General features: G+C 52.1%; 13 protein-coding genes. 5 read left to right on the forward strand and 8 right to left on the reverse strand.

The window, feature by feature from the left end; translation table 11 throughout:
• Positions 1-76 precede the first annotated feature (76 nt).
• Complete coding sequence (locus ACLBVC_RS16855; RefSeq protein ID WP_410150589.1) at positions 77-1,255, reverse strand: c-type cytochrome; 1,179 nt, start codon at positions 1,253-1,255, stop codon at positions 77-79.
• Entirely contained in the window at positions 1,252-3,162 is a 1,911-nt protein-coding gene (locus tag ACLBVC_RS16860; protein ID WP_410150590.1) for an NAD(P)-binding protein, read from the reverse strand. Before ACLBVC_RS16860 ends, ACLBVC_RS16855 begins: the two co-directional genes overlap by 4 nt.
• Before the next feature lie 364 nt (positions 3,163-3,526).
• On the opposite strand from ACLBVC_RS16860, the gene ACLBVC_RS16865 reads away from it, so the two are divergent.
• The 3 genes from ACLBVC_RS16865 to ACLBVC_RS16875 are packed head-to-tail and all read left to right on the forward strand — an operon-like array spanning position 3,527 to position 4,881.
• Positions 3,527-4,018, forward strand: a complete 492-nt coding sequence (locus ACLBVC_RS16865) for an Hcp family type VI secretion system effector (protein WP_410150591.1) — start codon at positions 3,527-3,529, stop codon at positions 4,016-4,018.
• A gap of 9 nt (positions 4,019-4,027) precedes the next feature.
• The gene (locus tag ACLBVC_RS16870; protein ID WP_410150592.1) at positions 4,028-4,384 is read left to right on the forward strand and encodes a tlde1 domain-containing protein; all 357 of its coding nucleotides are present in this window, start codon (positions 4,028-4,030) and stop codon (positions 4,382-4,384) included.
• Complete coding sequence (locus tag ACLBVC_RS16875; protein WP_410150593.1) at positions 4,381-4,881, forward strand: hypothetical protein; 501 nt, start codon at positions 4,381-4,383, stop codon at positions 4,879-4,881. Before ACLBVC_RS16870 ends, ACLBVC_RS16875 begins: the two co-directional genes overlap by 4 nt.
• Before the next feature lie 200 nt (positions 4,882-5,081).
• On the opposite strand, the gene ACLBVC_RS16880 is transcribed toward ACLBVC_RS16875, so the two are convergent.
• A complete protein-coding gene (locus ACLBVC_RS16880) occupies positions 5,082-6,590 on the reverse strand; it encodes a KAP family P-loop NTPase fold protein (RefSeq protein ID WP_410150594.1) in 1,509 nt (502 codons plus the stop codon).
• Positions 6,591-6,811: 221 nt separating this feature from the next.
• Between ACLBVC_RS16880 and ACLBVC_RS16885 the strand changes: the two genes are divergently transcribed.
• Positions 6,812-7,075: a helix-turn-helix domain-containing protein gene (locus ACLBVC_RS16885; RefSeq protein ID WP_410150664.1), complete on the forward strand. Its 264-nt coding sequence runs from the start codon at positions 6,812-6,814 to the stop codon at positions 7,073-7,075.
• 78 nt (positions 7,076-7,153) lie between these two features.
• Here the strand turns inward: ACLBVC_RS16885 and ACLBVC_RS16890 are convergent, their stop codons facing one another.
• From ACLBVC_RS16890 to ACLBVC_RS16900, 3 genes are read right to left on the reverse strand one after another with little or no spacing between them, the layout of a single operon-like run.
• Positions 7,154-8,566, reverse strand: a complete 1,413-nt coding sequence (locus ACLBVC_RS16890; RefSeq protein ID WP_410150595.1) for an efflux transporter outer membrane subunit — start codon at positions 8,564-8,566, stop codon at positions 7,154-7,156.
• A complete protein-coding gene (locus ACLBVC_RS16895; protein WP_410150596.1) occupies positions 8,559-11,708 on the reverse strand; it encodes an efflux RND transporter permease subunit in 3,150 nt (1,049 codons plus the stop codon). The genes ACLBVC_RS16890 and ACLBVC_RS16895 overlap by 8 nt, the downstream gene beginning before the upstream one ends.
• 12 nt (positions 11,709-11,720) lie before the next feature.
• Positions 11,721-12,854, reverse strand: a complete 1,134-nt coding sequence (locus tag ACLBVC_RS16900; protein WP_410150597.1) for an efflux RND transporter periplasmic adaptor subunit — start codon at positions 12,852-12,854, stop codon at positions 11,721-11,723.
• A 615-nt stretch (positions 12,855-13,469) separates the two neighbouring features.
• Here ACLBVC_RS16900 and ACLBVC_RS16905 point away from each other — a divergent pair.
• The gene (locus ACLBVC_RS16905; protein ID WP_410150598.1) at positions 13,470-15,071 is read left to right on the forward strand and encodes a PTS transporter subunit EIIC; all 1,602 of its coding nucleotides are present in this window, start codon (positions 13,470-13,472) and stop codon (positions 15,069-15,071) included.
• 6 nt (positions 15,072-15,077) lie between these two features.
• Here ACLBVC_RS16905 and ACLBVC_RS16910 read toward each other — a convergent pair whose 3' ends face one another.
• Together ACLBVC_RS16910 and ACLBVC_RS16915 are read right to left on the reverse strand one after the other, a co-directional pair.
• On the reverse strand, positions 15,078-15,818 hold the full coding sequence (locus ACLBVC_RS16910) for a GntR family transcriptional regulator (protein WP_410150599.1): 741 nt from the start codon (positions 15,816-15,818) through the stop codon (positions 15,078-15,080).
• A gap of 180 nt (positions 15,819-15,998) precedes the next feature.
• The gene (locus ACLBVC_RS16915; protein WP_410150600.1) at positions 15,999-17,753 is read right to left on the reverse strand and encodes an ABC transporter ATP-binding protein/permease; all 1,755 of its coding nucleotides are present in this window, start codon (positions 17,751-17,753) and stop codon (positions 15,999-16,001) included.
• Positions 17,754-17,882: the final 129 nt, after the last annotated feature.

Below are 17,882 nucleotides of genomic sequence, written 5' to 3' on the forward strand. Positions count from 1 at the left end.
TTTGCGGACAGCCTGACACTTCAATCCTTAGTGAAAGGCTGAAAGGGGGCCGGTTTTACCCCGCCCCCTTATTCACCTATTTCCCGGCTTTACGTGCCTTAGCCACATCGCCTGGCGTGACTTCTGCGGCCTGGTTTCCCCAGCTGGCGCGCAGAGTATTGGTTAACTCAGCGGCTTGCTGATCGGTGAGCGTCCAGCCATAACCCGGCATCGTGTTGGACATATGCTCTGCGGTCACAGGCGTCTGGCCGCCGTTGAGGATCACCCGCAGCAGAGTTTGCGGATCTTCTGAATTCACCGTCAGATTGCCCGCCAGCGCAGGAATGGCAAACACCTTACCTTCGCCATTCATCCCGTGGCAGGTTGAACAATAGCGCATAAAGGTTTGCTGTCCGGCAGGCGTCGAAACGGCAGGTTTAGCCGGTTTTTGCGGCGTTTCCACTTTAAGACTCAGCAAATAAACCGCCATGCTGTTGAGATCGGCGTCGGTCATAAATTGCGTACTGTTGGTGATCACGTCACCCATCGGGCCGCTGACGGCATCATGGGTGTTGCGACCGGTTTTCAGCAGCGTCACCAGTTCTTCCTGGCTGATGTTCAGCTCACGTAACGAAGGTACAGACCAGCCATCGACTTCACCGCCGCTCAGATACACCGGGTTTTGCTGATCACCCGCTTTCTCCTGCTGCGCCCAGCCCCGCGGCGTGTGGCAGGCACCGCAGTGTCCGGCACCTTGCACCAGATACGCCCCGCGGTTCCATTGCGCACTCTGTTCTGACTGGGGAATATATTCGCCATCTTCGAGGAAAACGCTGTTCCAGACGTGCATCGGCCAGCGAATGGATAACGGCCAGCTGATGTTATTGTCGCGGTTGGCGACCGGCTCCGGTTTCACTTCTTTCATCAGATAGTCATACAGCGCGCGCATGTCCTTTTCGCTCATTTTTACGTAGGAGGTGTAGGGCATCGCCGGATAAAGTGCATGACCGCTTTTGGCGATGCCTTTGCGTAACGCTTTATCGAAGTCTTCGAAACGGTAGTTGCCAATTCCGTGCTGAATATCCGGGGTGATATTGGTGGAGTAAACATCCCCGATCGGTGTGGCGAAACGTACGCCACCGGTCAAGTTCTTGCCATCTGGCGCGGTATGGCAGGCCGCGCAATCGGCTGATTTGGCGACGTACTCCCCTTGGGACATGGCAATCGCTGAGCCCGCTATCGCCATCAGGGTGGCGAAAATCATCAGATTTTTCATGCGTTATCCTTCTTCATTGCCGTCAGTTCATTCACCGCGCGCCATGCCTGATCTACCGCCGAGTTGGCGTACGGACTCCAGTCAGAATCGGAGTTCGCAATGGTAATTCGGCCAACCGGCTGACGGGCAAGATGAATGGTTTTCTGCGACTGTTCTTCATCGTCGAACATCCCGCTGAGGAAGTAGGAATAGCCGTGCGACCAGCGGTTTACGGTGATCGCCATGATGTCACGCTGATGGTCGAAACCGGCCTCGCCGAACATGCCCTGAAGCTGCTCGCGGATCATTTTTTCGTGAACGTCGAACGGGGTGCCGAGTAACAGGGCGCGGCCTTTACGCGACTGTTCGCGCGGGCTGAGGCCGCTGCCCGGCAAGGTCGGGACGTAAACCATATGCAGGCCAATCGGCTGATTCGGGTCGCGCGGGTGCTGATAACCGCCCATATCGACCGGATAATCCAGCTTCACGCGGCTGTAAGGCGCGGCGGGGGAGTAAATCTCGTGAACGCCCAGTTTGATAAACGGCTGCCAGTTGCGGATCACGACTTTCGAATACACCAGCGGTGCTTTGACATTCTCTTTCAGCGCCGCTTTTTGCGCTTCGGCAATTTCAGGCACCAGATACGGGATCATCATGTTGTAACCGGCCATCACCGCCTGTCCGGCTCGAACCCGGTGCAGCGTGCTGCCGGTCATGTACGTCACGTCAACCGCCGGTTTTCCTTCATGCACAACGTTGGCGACGTGCATTCCGGTGCTGTTGAGGCGCAGGCGCACCGGCTGCCCGGCCTTATCCAGCTGGCTGTAATCAAATTTCGCCAGCACGATATCTTCCATCGTATTGCCGCGCGCCACTTGCGGGATCAGATGCCGCACCATCAGACGTGCTAAACCGGCGTTACCGTCGGGGAAGTGGAAAATATACGGCTGGTCGAGGTCTTCCAGCGATTCGGCATCCAGCGGCGGTAATCCCATATTTTCCAGCCCCGGCAGGGCGCAGATACGCGCATCGCTGCACGACGTCGCATCAATCCCGACGGCCTGAAAATCATTGGTACGCTGCTGGAAATAACGGATCGCCACTTCGCTCAGTCCGACTTTTTCGCGCAGGAATTGTGTATAGCTGTGCCCGTCAACCCAGGCGACTTTCTCTTCCTGACTCATGCCGTGCAGATAATCTTTTGCTTCGGTGTGCAGGGCGATCAATGCCTTGCGGTCGGATTCCGGCAGCGGGAAATCACTGATGAAAGCCTTGATATCGCGGCCATTCAGGCGATCTGGCGGAATGTCATCGGCCACCGCACGGCCCGGATCGCCGCTGACAATTTTATCTACACCAAAGTTTTTACGGTCAAAATACACGCCACGGCTCAGATGCAGATCCGGATAAAACGTCTGGTCGAAATCTTTTGCCATCGTTTCGATATCGACGTTCAGCGTTTTCAGTAATCCCATCGCCACCGGGCTGAAATTGGTGCGCGGCGACTGAAAAGATTCGCTGCCGCCATAGCCGAGCAACATTTTATCCTCGACGTGGAATTCATTACGTTTCGCGTGTCCGCCGAAATCATCATGGTTATCCAGCAACAAAATGCGCTGTTGTTTTCCGTGCTGTTCCTGCCAGAAACACGCGGCCGCCAGCCCGCTGATCCCGGCTCCGACCACCACCAGATCGAACTCATCCTCGACAGGCAAACCGGAGGGATCGACCTTTTTACCTTCGCGCCCGAGAATGTGCGCGGCTTCGTAAGATCCCTGATGATTCCCGCGTAAACCGGTGAGCGAAGGCGGGTAATACAAAGACTGTGCAGCGGTTTGCGGCGAAGCCCGCAGCGCCTCGAACGGCGTCATACCGGCAGTGACGGTAATCGCCACACCGTTTAAAAAATCACGACGAGTGATGCCCATATTGTTTCCTCAAAATTACACCATCAACCCGCACGGAAGCCGTGCAGCAAAAGTTCTGTGCTTACAAAATGTCTCTGTTGTTTAACAAATTTAACATAAAGAGCGACTTAGGAAGAGTGATAGCGGGCGCAAATGAGGAAACAACGTTTATCTCTACAGCAAAGACATATTTATGTGTCATTGCTGTAGAGATTGAATTTTGGTCATGGGAGGTAAGGTTGCAGGCAGTTTGTTATCCCGTACACTAGTGGTGCTCGTCAGTAATAAACTTCTGAAAAATCCATTTTTAAAGGTTCGCCAACGGTTTGTGTAAATATACAGGCATAACGTATAGCCTCAATTTTTTAAAAAGGAATTTATTAAAATGGCAATTCCTGCCTATTTATGGCTTAAAGACGATGGTGGAGCGGACATCAGAGGATCGGTTGATGTACATGGTCGTGAAGGAAGTATCGAGATTATTGGTTTATCCCATGCCCTTGAAATCCCAACTGACTCCAATACAGGGAAAATTACAGGAACCAGAATTCATCATCCTTTCGTATTTGATAAAGAAATAGATTCATCGAGTCCTTATCTTTATAAAGCTGTTACTTCGGGAGAAACGTTTAAATCCGCTGAGATAAAATGGTATCGAATTAACGATGCCGGGCAGGAAGTCGAATATTTCAATGCGAAGCTGGAGAATGTAAAACTGGTGTCATTATCGGCAATGATGTATGACGTGAAAAGCCCTAATTTTGAAAAACAGGGACACATTGAATGTGTGGAGCTGCGTTACGAAAAAATAACCTGGACTTACACTGAAGGTAACATCATTCATTCAGACTCATGGAATGAACGAGCAACCGCATAAGGATGATTTATGACCTGGACATATAAACAAAGCACCGGTGAATTATTTCATGATGGAGTATTCATCGAACGGGGATATTCAGGCGTCCTGACAAATAAAAATAACCCAGATCGTCAGCATGTCAAAGGGATGGGACCCCTTCCCCAGGGGACATATCGGGTGGGTATTGCAACGAGTTCAAAGGGACCACTTACGATTGAACTGCATCAAACCTCGGGTGAATCCTATGGCAGGAGCTTATTTCGCGTACACGGTGAGAGAAGAAATGGCCCGGCCGGGTTTGCTTCTACAGGTTGTATCATTATGAGCAACCCTACCCGCCGTCTGATAAGAGGAACCTCAGAAACATTAGAGGTAGTGAGATGAGAATTCTTCCCTTACTTTTTCTCGCTCCAATAATGGTATTTGCTTCAACTACACCGAAAGATATAAGGGCAAGTGTTCAAAAATATGGGAGCAACAGTTTTGCATCCAAAATAACAGCAGAAGACTGGTCCGAGACGATTAAAAAAATCTCCACGGGTGACAATGAATGGCTATTGTTAGTCCCGGATTTAGCGACTGTAGTGAATCTACAGCAATCCAATCAACTTTCTGGTGCTCTCTATTACGCCCTGGATGCTAACGCAAAAGAAACGCTCAAAGTGATGTCAATTCTCGACAAGCACCATTACAAGTATCAGCAAGGAACGGATATAGCCTGTGTCCCGCCGTTTGACAAAATAACGAATGGCGACATGGAAATATATAATCGCATCCGCCTTTCTTTACTGGATACAGGACCTCAGGCCGCGACGTGCCTTTGGATAATGGAAGGTTGGGTCGAAGAGATCAAAGCAAACGAGGCTCGAAAATCCTCATAGAACCAGTTAAAATGTTCGTTCATAGCCCGGAGTCATTCGGGCTATTTTCCAATTTTTGAATGGCTTAAAATTTTGTCATTTTATCTCTATACAAGGGCGATAAAAAGTGTCTTTGTTGTAGAGCTTTTTTCGGGAATAGTAGCAAAAAATAGTTGGAGATGGGCTGCAAGGCAGCCCTAAAAGAATCAATGCTTGGTGGTTCAGTCGAAGGTTGTGGAGAGTTCGACGAGATCGAAGTATTCGTGGAACTTAAGTTCAATCGACCTTGTTTTATTAATATTCCAGCTCATTTTTAGCAATGAATCTATATTCATATCACGTGATACACCTCCATCACCCCAAGTTAACTCTACTGAGTTACCCATGTTGTTTACGAAAGATGTTGCTTTTTCCATCTTTACAATTTCAATTGAAGACGTAATGTAATCAATTACATTCACGCATACTTCTTCATTACTGAATGGGTTAGGGGCTTTTCTTAAGAAATCATGGTCATCAAAGAAGTGTATCATGCTAACATCAGTTTTTTCTCTTGATAAATCTGATTTTATATTTATTTCACTATATAGGCTGGATTTTAATTCATCTCTTGTTAGTGCGTCTTTAATTATTTTTGTATCAAACGTTTCTGTATATTTTATTTTTTTATATAGTGTGTTTTCTTTGTCAAAAAAATACATCAGTATCATTAAAAGAAAAGGGTCGAATTTTTTATCTTCTACAAGGATTATATCACTAACGCGATCAAAATATTTAATTGAGTTTCTTAGGTTTACTCTAAATGCATCGAGTATATCTGAGCATATTATTATGAAGTAATGAAAGTTAATAGGTTGTGGTGTAATGTTTTTAGTTGTTTTTTGATAATTGACTTTTAATTCACCCACTGCTCTGGATGCTAATAAACCTTTTGTTTTTGGTACGGTAAGTATATATCTTCTGTCAAAAAAACGTCCCAAATATTGTTGCGCATCAAAATCTTGGCCATAAATAACTTTGATGGAATGTTGTAGTTGATCAGTGTCAGTCGAAATGAAGAATACTAAGCCTTTTACATTGAAAATATGTTTCACTATTTCAAGTAAATTTATCGCATAATTTGGACGGCAACGATCCAGTTCATCTATAAAGATAAATATTGGCAAGTCTTTATTCATTGCATCTTTTTGTTTTATAAATCTAACCCACTCGGCGAGATCTTTCCTTATATCTTCAATCACTGCACTTTTTTCTTTGTGAGTATCAATGAGGTTTTCTGTTGCAGATTTTGCTATTTCAGACAGATCGTCAATGCCTGTAGTTTTTTTAACTATTCCCTGAATAACAGCCGGAGCAATACCTCTTAAAAGCACGCCCACTTTTTTCTCTGTTTTCTTCAATAAAGTTATAAATTTATCTGACTGATCGCCGAGCTGGTCTGAAATACTCGAGAAAATCGCCAGCAACGGTTCATCCGAGAAATCCTGTTTCCAGGCATCAACATAAACTGTCGGGTGCTTATCTTTGATGGTTTGCGCTAAGCGGCGGGTAAAATGCGTTTTCCCTGCTCCCCACTCGGCGTTGATATTGATGACCAGATTTGAGGTTTCTCCCCTGCGGGCAGCAACTTCATAAAGAAATTTGGCGTACTTGGCGCGGTCAAGATTATCCGGGGGAAGCTTCTCATTCAGGTATTCAACCTCAGCACTCCAGTCCCAATTCAAACTCATTCTCTTATCCTTATCAGAGTAGAAAGATCGTCGTCGCTTTCGCGAAATATATTTTATTTGTCATTATGTTTTCCAACCTATCAATATTACATTTCATCTTACCTATCAATGACCTGATCATATATTCCCGGATTCTATCTCGTTTTGGGATTATTTTTCTGTCGGTTTACTCTTCCTGCGTAGACGTTTTCTTACTCATCAATCAAAGGAAAGGATCCTCCATCAATAACCCACAGAATTACACCGACTGGCATCAGGCAGACATCATTGCGGCACTGCGTAAAAGTGGGACGACGCTGGCGGCGGTTTCGCGTGGTGCGGGGCTGAGTTCATCGACGCTATCGAATGCGCTTTCGCGGCCGTGGCCGAAAGGAGAGAAGGTGATTGCGCAGGCGCTGAATGTGCATCCGAGTATTATCTGGCCGAGCCGTTATTTTAATGCGCAGGGTGAGATGGTGGAGAAAATCATGCGGGGAAACCGCTAAACCTCGAGGCTTCGCCGCAAAGGCGGCAGCGAACAAAAACGCCGGCTTCCGTCGGCGCTTCCTGTCAAACCAAAACGTTTACTCCTTCCAGCCACCCCCCAGCGCTTTATACAAACTGATGTCCTGATTCAACTGGGCGAGTTGTGTGGTGATCAGCGTTTGCTGTGCGGAATACAGCGAACGTTGCGCGACCAGTACGCTCAGGTAGTTGTCGATGCCGCCTTTGAAACGCATCTGCGAGAGATCGTAGTTGCGCTGGTTGGCGTCGGCGTCCTGTGTGCGGGCCAGCAGTTCATCTTTGTAGGTCGCCTGACCGGCTAAGCCGTCAGACACTTCCTTGAACGCCGTTTGAATCGCTTTTTCATAGTTGGCGATGTCGATTTTTTTGGTGTCTTTGGCAATGTCGAGGTTCGCCTGATTCACGCCGCCGTCAAATATTGGGATATTAACTGAGGGCATAAATGACCACGCGCCGGTGCCGCCGTCGAAGAGTTTACTCAGGCTGCCGCTTTCAGAACCGGCGGTGCCGGTCAGCGTAATGCTGGGGAAGAACGCCGCGCGGGCTGCGCCGATGTTGGCGTTGGCCGCCTTCAGGGTGTGTTCCGCCGCAATAATATCCGGGCGACGCGTCAGCAGGTCAGACGGTAAACCGGCGGGCGTCTGCGGGAATTTCCAGTCCTGTTGCAGCGTGGCACCGGCCAGCAGGTTTTGCGGGATCGTCGTGCCGACTAACAATGTCAGCGCGTTGACGTCCTGACGGACCTGACGCGTGTACTGCGCGATATCGGCCTGCGCCGCCCGCACTGTGGTTTCCGCCTGCACCAGATCCTGTGAGGTGCTGATACCCGAATCGTAGCTACGCTTGGTCAGTTCGTAGGATTTGTTCTGGCTGTTGGCCGTATTGATCGCCAGTTTCAGCAGATCGTTATCCGCAGCCAGGCTCAGATAGCCGGACGCCACTTCGGAAACCAGCGAGATTTGCGTGGCGCGCTGCGTGGCTTCGGTGGCGAGGAAGGTTTCCAGCCCCTGATCGCGCAGGCTGCGCACGCGGCCAAACAGATCCACTTCATAAGACGTCACGCCGAGATTGGCGCTGTATTGCTGATACGTCACCGGCCCCGACGTTTGTGTTGAATACAATCCGCCCGGCAGATGCTGGTTGGTTTCACCGGCGCTGGCATTAAGCGTTGGCAGCAGGGCGGCGCGGTCAATCTGGAAGGCGGCGCGAGCGGTGTCGACGTTTAACGCCGCGACCCGTAAGTCGCGGTTGTTATTCAGGGACATGCCGATCAGTTGGTTCATGGCCGGTTCATTGAAGAACGCTTTCCAGCCGATATCCTGCGCGGCGCGGGTGTTAGCGCCGTTTCCGGCGCTCCAGTTGCTGGCGACCGGCAGGGCAGGACGCTGATATTTCGGTTCCAGCGTACAGCCTGCCAGCAGGGTGAGTGAAAACGCGCCAATCACGGACAGCGCGAAATGCGGTTTATTCATGGTGTGTTGCCTCAGTCGCCGGAAGCGCCTTGTCTTGTTTCTTTGATTTACGCGTGAACAGGTTTACTACCGTCACGTAGAACATCGGGACGAAGAAAATCGCCAGGAAGGTGGCGGTGATCATGCCGCCCACCACCGCTGTACCAATGGAGTGCTGGCTGCCTGCACCCGCCCCGCTGGAAATCGTCAGCGGGAATACGCCGAGAATAAAGGCCATCGAGGTCATAATGATCGGGCGGATACGCAGCTTGGCGGCTTCCACAGCGGCATCAATAATCGACATTCCCTCCTTCTCGTGCAGCTCTTTGGCGAATTCGACAATCAATATGGCGTTCTTCGCCGCCAGCCCGACGGTGGTTAACAGCCCGACCTGGAAGAAGACGTCGTTGGATAATCCGCGCAGCAATACCGCGCCGATCGTCCCGAGTATCCCCAGCGGAACGACCAGCAGCACCGAGAACGGAATCGACCAGCTTTCATACAACGCAGCCAGACACAGGAACACCACGATGAGCGACAGGGTGTACAGCGCCGGCGTCTGCGAGCCGGAGAGTTTTTCTTCATAACTCAGGCCGTGCCACGCCACTTTGTAGCCCTGCGGCAGTTTGGCGGCGATTTCCATGACGGCTTCGTTGGCATCGCCCGAGCTGTAGCCCGGAGCCGGTGCGCCCATCAGTTCCACCGAGGAAACCCCGTTGAAACGCTCGTAACGCGGTGAACCGTAAACCCATTTACCGCTGCCGAAGGCGCTCCACGGCACCATATCGCCACTGGTATTACGGAAATACCAGTTGTTCAGATCCTCAGGCGTAACGCGGGACGCCGCTTTGCCCTGGATGTAAACGCGCTTCACGCGGTTGTTGTACATGAACTGGTTCACGTACGCCGACCCCCAGGCCGCCGACAGCGTGTTGTTGATGTCGTCGAGGCTCAGACCCAGCGCCTGCGCGCGTTCGTCGTCGATTTCCAGCTGGTATTGCGGTTCGTCTTCCATCCCGTTCGGGCGAACGGCGGTCAGGCGTTTATCCTGCGACGCCATTTGCAGGAACTGGTTACGCGCGGCCATCAGGGCTTCATGCCCTTTGCCGTTGGTGTCCTGAAGGAAGAAGTCAAAACCGGTGGCGTTACCCAGTTCCATCACCGCAGGCGGAACGAAGGCAAACACCCGGGCGTCTTTGATGGTGGCGAAATGCCCCATCGCTCGGCCCGCCAGCGCCTGGACTTTCTGCGCGGCGTCCGGACGTTGTGCCCAGTTTTTCAGCTGGACGAACGCAATGCCTACGTTCTGTCCGCGACCGGCGAAGCTGAAGCCGTTGGCGGTGAACACCGACGAGACAATGCCGCCTTCTTTATCCATCAGGTATTCGCGGACGTTATCGAGCACTTCCTGCGTGCGCTGTGATGAGGCGTTGGCCGGTAACGTGGCCTGAATCAGCATGACGCCCTGATCTTCATCCGGCAGGAATGTCGTCGGCACGCGGGTGAACATAAACCCGGTGGCAATCACAATCAGCAGGTAAATCAGCATAAACAGACGACGGCGGGAGATGACTGTGCCGACGGCGCGGGTGTAATGCATCGCGCCTTTGTCGAAATTACGGTTAAACCAGCCGGAGAAGCCTTTCTGCGATTTCTCCTCATCGTTGTGTTTGATGATGGTGGCACACAGCGCCGGGGTGAAAATCAGTGCCATCAGAACGGAAAGCGCCATCGCGGAGACAATGGTAATCGAGAACTGACGGTAGATGATGCCGGTTGAGCCGCCGAAGAACGCCATCGGCACTAATACCGCCGACAGAACCAGCGCGATCCCGAACAGGGCGCCCTGAATCTGTTTCATCGACTTAATCGTCGCTTCTTTTGGCGATAACTTTTCTTCCGTCATCACACGTTCGACGTTTTCCACCACCACGATGGCGTCATCCACCAGCAGGCCTATCGCCAGCACCATCCCGAACATTGTCAGGGTGTTAATGGAGTACCCCGCGGCGGCCAGAATGCCGAAGGTGCCGAGCAGAACGACCGGCACCACCAGCGTCGTAACCAGCGTGGCGCGCAGGTTTTGCAGGAACAGCAGCATGACGCAGAACACCAGCACGATGGCTTCGATCAGCGTTTTCACCACTTCTTCAATGGAGGCGCTGACCACCGGCGCGGTCTGGTACGGGAATTCTACTTTCACGCCCGCAGGCAGGGACGATTCCAACCCGGCGACCGTGGCTTTAACGGCTTTGTCGGTATCAAGCACGTTCGCGCCGCTCGCCAGACGCAGGGCGATGGCGGTTGACGGTCTGCCGTTAAAGGTGGAAGAGATGGAGTAACTTTCCGGGCCCAGATCCACATTTCCGACATCGCTCAGGCGTACCTGAGAACCGTCGGCGTTCACTTTCAGCAGCACATTTTTGAACTGGTTAATGCTGTCAAAACGCGTTTTACCAATGATGGTGGCGCTGACTTTGCTGTCTTTCACCGTCGGTAATCCGCCGAGAGAACCGGAAGAAACCTGCACGTTTTGCGCTTCAATGGCCGCGCTGACATCACTGGGTATTAACTGATATTTATAGAGTTTCGCCGGATCTAACCAGATGCGCATCGCGTATTCTGAACCGAGCACCAGGAAGTCGCCGACGCCTTTGGTGCGGACAATCGGGTCTTCCAGTTTAGTGACCAGCAGGTTACTCAGATCCGAGTTACTCATTTTGCCATCGGTCGAAATCAGGCTGACCAGCAGCATGAAGTTGGCCTGGTATTTGGCAATACGGATACCCTGATTGACCACTTCAGTCGGCAACTGTGATTCGGCCAGAGACACTTTGTTCTGCACCTGAACCTGCGCGATATCCGGGTTAGTCCCCTGATCGAAGGTGGCAATAATGGTGGCACTGCCGTCGCTGTTACTTTGCGATTCGATGTAACGCAGGTTGTCCAGCCCGTTAAGTTGCTGTTCGATAACCTGAACGACGGTATTCTGCGCGGTTTCCGCCGAAGCACCCGGATAGGTGACGCTGACGGAAATCGCCGGAGGGGCAATATTCGGGTACTGGTTGATCGGCAACTGCATGATCGACAGCGCACCGGCGATCATGATGACGATAGCGACAACCCAGGCGAATATGGGACGATTAATAAAGAAAGTAGACATTCAGCTCACCCGTTATTGCGCGGAAGGATCGGTCATCGCGAGATTAGCCTGTTCGGCAGGGGCGCTGGCCGGGCGCTCGGTGGCGTTCACTTTGGCACCGGCTCTGACGTTTTGTAATCCGTCGGTGATCACTTTATCGCCGTTCTTCAAGCCCTGATTTACCAGCCAGAAGCCATTCATCATCTGGCCGGTGGTGATCGAACGCTGCTCGACGGTGTTATCGGCTTTCACCACGTAAACGTATGGCGCGCCTTTCACGTCGTGCATGATCGCTTCCTGCGGCACGAGGATCCCTTTGTCATCTACGCCCTGTTGCAGCTCGGCGTGAACAAACATGCCCGGCAGTAATTCGTCGTGCGGATTCGGGAATGAGGCGCGCAGTGTCACGGAACCGGTGCTTTGCGACACGGTGACTTCTGAGAATTCCAGTTTGCCCGGCAGGGCGTATTTGCTGCCATCTTCCAGCGTCAGATTGGCCTGTGCGGCATTTTCACCGGCGGACTGTAATTTGCCGGAAGCCAGCGCGCGACGCAGTTTGAGCAAATCGAGTGAGGATTCGTTCACATCAACGTAGATAGGATTGAGCTGGTCGATGGTGGTCATTGACGTGCTTTGCCCGCTGGTGACGAGCGCACCTTCGGTGGACAACGAACGGCCAATGTGGCCGGAAATCGGCGCGTACACTTTGGTGTATTGCAGATTCACGCGGGCCGTTTCGACATCGGCGGCGGCTTCGCGCTCGGCGGCCACGGCGTCGTCATATTGCTGACGGCTGACTGCTTGTGCTTCGACCAGCGGTTTGTAGCGGCGCGCGGTGGCATCGGCGCTCTTCCATGTCGCCATCGCGCGGTCATAGGCCGCCTGATAGGTTGACGGATCAATCTGATAAAGCTGCTGACCGGCTTTGACTTCGCTACCTTCCACAAACAGACGTTTCTGGATTACGCCGCTGACCTGCGGACGAACTTCGGCGCTGCGCACCGCAGTTGTACGGCCGGGCAGGCGGGTGGTTAACGTGACGGGCTGGCTGTGCAGAGTGACGACATTGACCGCAGGCACTTGTGCCACCGGAGAGGCTGAACCGGCGGAACCATCACATGCGGAAAGCAGTACAACCGTACTGACAGAAAGAAACTTCAGGCGCATAGAATTCACTCTTTTTGGGGAATTGAGAATAACCATTCTCAACAAGTCCCCCACTATACGAGAGCGCCACAATTCTCTGTGTAAGGTTATTGTCATGACGAATGTTTTGATGTTTCGAAATAACAGGTAAATGTTGCGGCATAACCCCTTGTATTATTCAGGGTTTAATGTTTTCGTGCAGTCGCATAGGGCAGGATATTCATTACTTAGCAAACTAACCAATAAGGCTTAAGCGGGATTTTCAGCAGAATCGTCTGAACGTAAATGAATTGTTGTAGCGCGGATAAGTGTGATCTGGATCAAACAAATTTATACATTTTAACCTGCCGTTTACCCGAAAAGGCTGAAGGTTCTGGCGGTCTGCCGTTACCTTAGGACCCGAGAGCGAGCAGTTCTCACATTTGCTTGTTGCCAGCCGTACTGAACGACGGCCAGTCGCAACCCCCGTGCCCACAGTCCGATGTGGGCTTTTTTTTATTCGGATCCCCACCCGTTTTCTTCCCGCAAAACTGTGATCCCTTTCATACTCCTGACCTCTATGTCTATACAACTATACATTCTGTGACTTAACTCAATTAACGGCTGATTTTTAGCCACCCAGTTGAGGGATTTCAGATGATTAAACTTGGCAGCAAAATTCACGATCTGGGCAAAGCCCTGATGACGCCTATCTCGGTGATTGCCGCCGCCGGGATCTTCTTAGGGCTGGCGGCCGCGTTACAGAATCCGGCGGTGACCGGTGAAACCTTCGCGCAGATGAAAATCTTACAGCTAGTGATCGGATTTATCCGCCAGGTTTCCGGCGCGTTATTCGCCAATCTTCCTCTGTTCTTTGCCGTTGCGACCGCGATGGGTCTGGCCAATGCAGAAAAGGCCACGGCAGCCTTTTCCGCAGTGATCGGCTTCGTCGGGCTGCACGTCGGGGTGAATTACAGCTTGCTGGCGCAGGGAATTTCGCCGGACACCATTACCGTGGCGAAGCTCACCGCCCAAGGCATGACCGAAACAAACGCGATGATTTACGCCGCCGAATTCACTAACACGCTGGGGATTTTTACCTACAACATGAGCGTGCTGGGTGGTGTGCTGGTCGGGCTTATCACCATGTGGCTACATAACCGGTTCTATACGATAGTGCTGCCGACGGCGATTGCGTTCTTCGGCGGGCGTCGTTTCGTGCCGATTATTACGATCCTCGTGTTGCCGATTGTCGGCGTCATTATGTCGCTGATCTGGCCGACGATTGCGCAGGGGATTCAGTGGGTTGGCGAACTGATTGGCCGGACAGGAGAAGCCGGAACGTTTATTTATGCCACGTCGGAGCGGCTGCTGATCCCAACCGGTTTACATCACATCATCAATGAAACCGTGCGCTTTACGCCGATTGGCGGGGTGACGACGGTGGATAACCAGAGCATTGTCGGCGCACTGAATATCTTTAACGCCGCGCTGGCCAATCCGGGGATGATCCCCGACGCCGTTACGCAGCAGGCCACGCGGTTCCTCGCGCAGGGGAAAATTCCGGTCATGATGTTTGGTTTACCGGCCGCCGCGCTGGCGATGTATCACTGCGCGCGCCCTGAACATAAAGGTCGCGTGAAAGCGCTGATGCTGGCGGGCGGGCTGGCGTCCTTTACTACCGGGATCACCGAACCCCTCGAGTTCTGCTTTATCTTCGTGTCGCCGGTGTTGTATATCCTGCACGCCGTGCTGACGGGGCTTTCGTTCGTACTGATGCAGATGTTCCATGTGATGATCGGTAACGTGCAAGGTGGGGCGATCGACTTCCTGATCTTCGGCGTACTGGGCGGCAGCAAAACGCACTGGTGGTATCCGCTGATCCTTGGGATCATCTATGCGCCGGTTTATTACTTCAGTTTCCGCTGGGTTATTTTGCGTATGCAGGTGAAAACGCCGGGGCGTGAAGATGAAAATGATGCTGAAGAACGTGCAAAACCGGCGCAGGGAACCGGCGAGAAAACCAAAAATATCATTATCGGCCTGGGAGGTGAGGGGAATATTACCGCCGTCGACTGCTGCTTTACCCGTTTGCGGGTGAAGGTAAAAGATATGGCTCAGGTGCAGGACGGCACGTTAATGAAAACCGGTGCGGCGGGGGTGAAACGGATCACCGAAACGGATGTTCACGTTATTTACGGCCCGCAGGTTGAACAGGTGGCGAATCTCGTGAAGGCGGAGTTGTCAGGCATCGCCTGATGGCCGCTAGCTTTTAACTTTGGCATGGACGCTGAAGCTGTAGTTTTTTTGGTTGTAATAGACGTCGGACACTTCAAACAGCGTGCCGTCGGTAAATGACACCACGGCATGCGAGTGCAGCACCGGCTGGTCGCGTGAGAGATGCAGCGCAAGGCGGATTTGGTTGGAAGGCAGTTCGGCGGAAATCAGTTTTGTGCTGCCCGCTGGCTGGAAACCTTTGGATCGCAGATAGGCGTATTTTGAAGACGTCATCGCCGCCCGATTGATATCCGGCAGATTTTCAGCACGCATCCAGCACTGTTCATACACAAACGGCTCATCGCCCAGCAGCCGCAGACGGATCATAAAATACACGTCAGTCCCTGCCGGAATATTCAGCTCGCGGGCAATTTCGTCGCTGGCGGGCATACGGCGAAATTCCAGTACCTGATTTTCGATGCGCTGATTATTTTCCTGCGCGACTTCGCTGGCGGTCAGATGGCGGTCGAGCGGCAGGACGATTTTCTGCTGTTCGCCGGGTTCAACCACGAACGTGCCGCGTCCGCGAAAACGCGCCACGCGTCCCTGACGCACCAGATAGTCCACCGCTTTGCGCGCCGTCATGCGCGATACACCGTAGATCTCGCATAATGCGGCTTCCGTCGGGATCGGGTCACCGGGTTTGATCTCGCCCGCGCTGATTTTCTCGGTAAGTTGCTGTTCGATTTGCAGGTAAAGCGGTGTGAACGAGTTTTTATCTATTTTCATCAGACCTGAACCTCCGTATTAAAAAAATCACTTAAAGAGAATTGTATAGTCAGGTATACATTTGAACCAACCAGACTGTTGATTTTCTGTGCGAAATGGGTTTCAGCACACAAAAAAGAAAGGTTGCTGACATCAGCAACCTTTCTGCATTTTGAAACCACAGGGCGGTGGTGTCAGCGTTTACTCAGGCAAAATCGCCGAAGAGGTGAATCCGCACGGGCCATTTTCCTGATTTTTGAACCGCCAGCAGTGCTGATGGTACTTCGCCACCGTATTGCGGTGCGCCACACTGATGACCGACGTGCCCGGCAATTCGCTTAACAGCAGCGCGTAAACCTGTTGCTCGGTTTCGTCATCCAGCGCGCTGGTGGCTTCATCGAGGAACAGGGTGTCCGGTTTGATCAACAAAGCACGTGCAAACGAGAGACGCTGCTGTTCACCCGGCGACAGACGCTGGCTCCAGTTGGCGTAATCGTCCAGAATTTCAACCGTAGCCAGGTGCGGCAGGCGGCATTGTTCCAGCACGCGTTGCAGCTGTTCGTCAGTATATTCGCGGCTGGCGTCAGGGTAACTCAGCGCATCGCGCAGCGTACCAATCGGGATATAACTGCGCTGCGGCAGGAACAGATAACTTTTCCCTTCTGCCAGCGTGATTTTGCCGGACCCGTAAGGCCAGATACCCGCAATAGCGCGCAGCAACGTGGATTTACCGCAGCCGGAAGGGCCGGCAATCAGCACGCGCTCACCCGGCTTCATGGCTGCAGAAACGTTGCAGAACAGCGGATTCCCGTTCGGCAGATTCAGCGTCAGCTGATCCAGTTGCAAGGCATGTTCCGCGCTTTTCTCCACGCTGATCCCGCGTGGCTGGGCATTCACCTGGTCAATCGCCGCATTAAAACCGGCAAGACGGTTAACGGTAGCTTTCCAGCTGGCCAGATCGGTAAATGCATCAATAAACCAGGATAATGAGCCCTGAACCTGACCGAACGCCGAGGCGATTTGCATCAGCGCACCCATCTGGATCGCACCGGAGAAATAACGCGGTGACGCCACCAGGATCGGGAAGATATTGGCGAACTGGCCGTAGAAGTTTGAGGCAATATTCAGGCGACGGGTGATACGCATGATCGACCACCAGTTGGTTTTGATAGAATCAAACTTGCCGGAAAGTTGCTCGTGCTCGTTTTTCTCGCCGTGATATAACGCAATCGCGTCGCTGTTTTCACGGATACGAATCAGCCCAAAACGGAAGTTCGCCTCGAACCATTCCTGATTAAACCCGAGTTTGACCAGCGGTTTACCGATCCACCAGATAATGAAGGAACCCAGCGCGGCGTACAGCAGGGCGAACCACAGCATATAACCCTGAATTTCGAAATGATGCCCGCCCAGTACGAAGCTCAGCGGCCCGCTGATGGACCACAAAATAAAGACAAACGAGAACAGCGTAACCACGCTCGACAGCAGCCCGAGCACCAGTGAAAGCGTGCCGCTGGTCAGCGCATTGAGATCAGACGCAATACGCTGATCGGGGTTATCCACCTGATGCTGATACTCCGTGTAATAATAGGCGTGATTGGTCAGCCACTTCTCCATATACTCTTCGGTCATCCAGCGACGCCAGCTCATTTGCAGGCCCTGCGTCAGGTAAACGCGGTAAACCGCAATGATAATGAAGAGCAGCGCCAGCCAGGTAAATTTGAACAGCTGGGCTTTGAAAACCGGATAGTTTCTGTTTTGCAGCGCGTCATAAAACACGCGGTTCCATTCGTTTAGCAGCACGCTGATGTAGACGGTTGCCAGTGAGAGGATAACGATAGTGGTCAACATGCCCCAGGCTCGCCACTTTTCTTCTGAGCGCCAGTAAGGCTTAATTAACTGCCAGACGGCGCCCCATTGCGCCGATTTCCCAGGTTTTTTAGTCATAATAGCCATTAGTCATCGATATGTTGTGAAGTCAATCATCCCAGAATGAGTGTCTCAGTGCGATAGGGCAATGAACCACTTGTAAGGATGTTTTTCCAGCACGAAGCTCTGTAGACCACAAAAGTAGAAGGATGTTTG

This window comes from Rahnella selenatireducens, assembly GCF_046449555.1.
GTDB lineage: Bacteria > Pseudomonadota > Gammaproteobacteria > Enterobacterales > Enterobacteriaceae > Rahnella > Rahnella selenatireducens.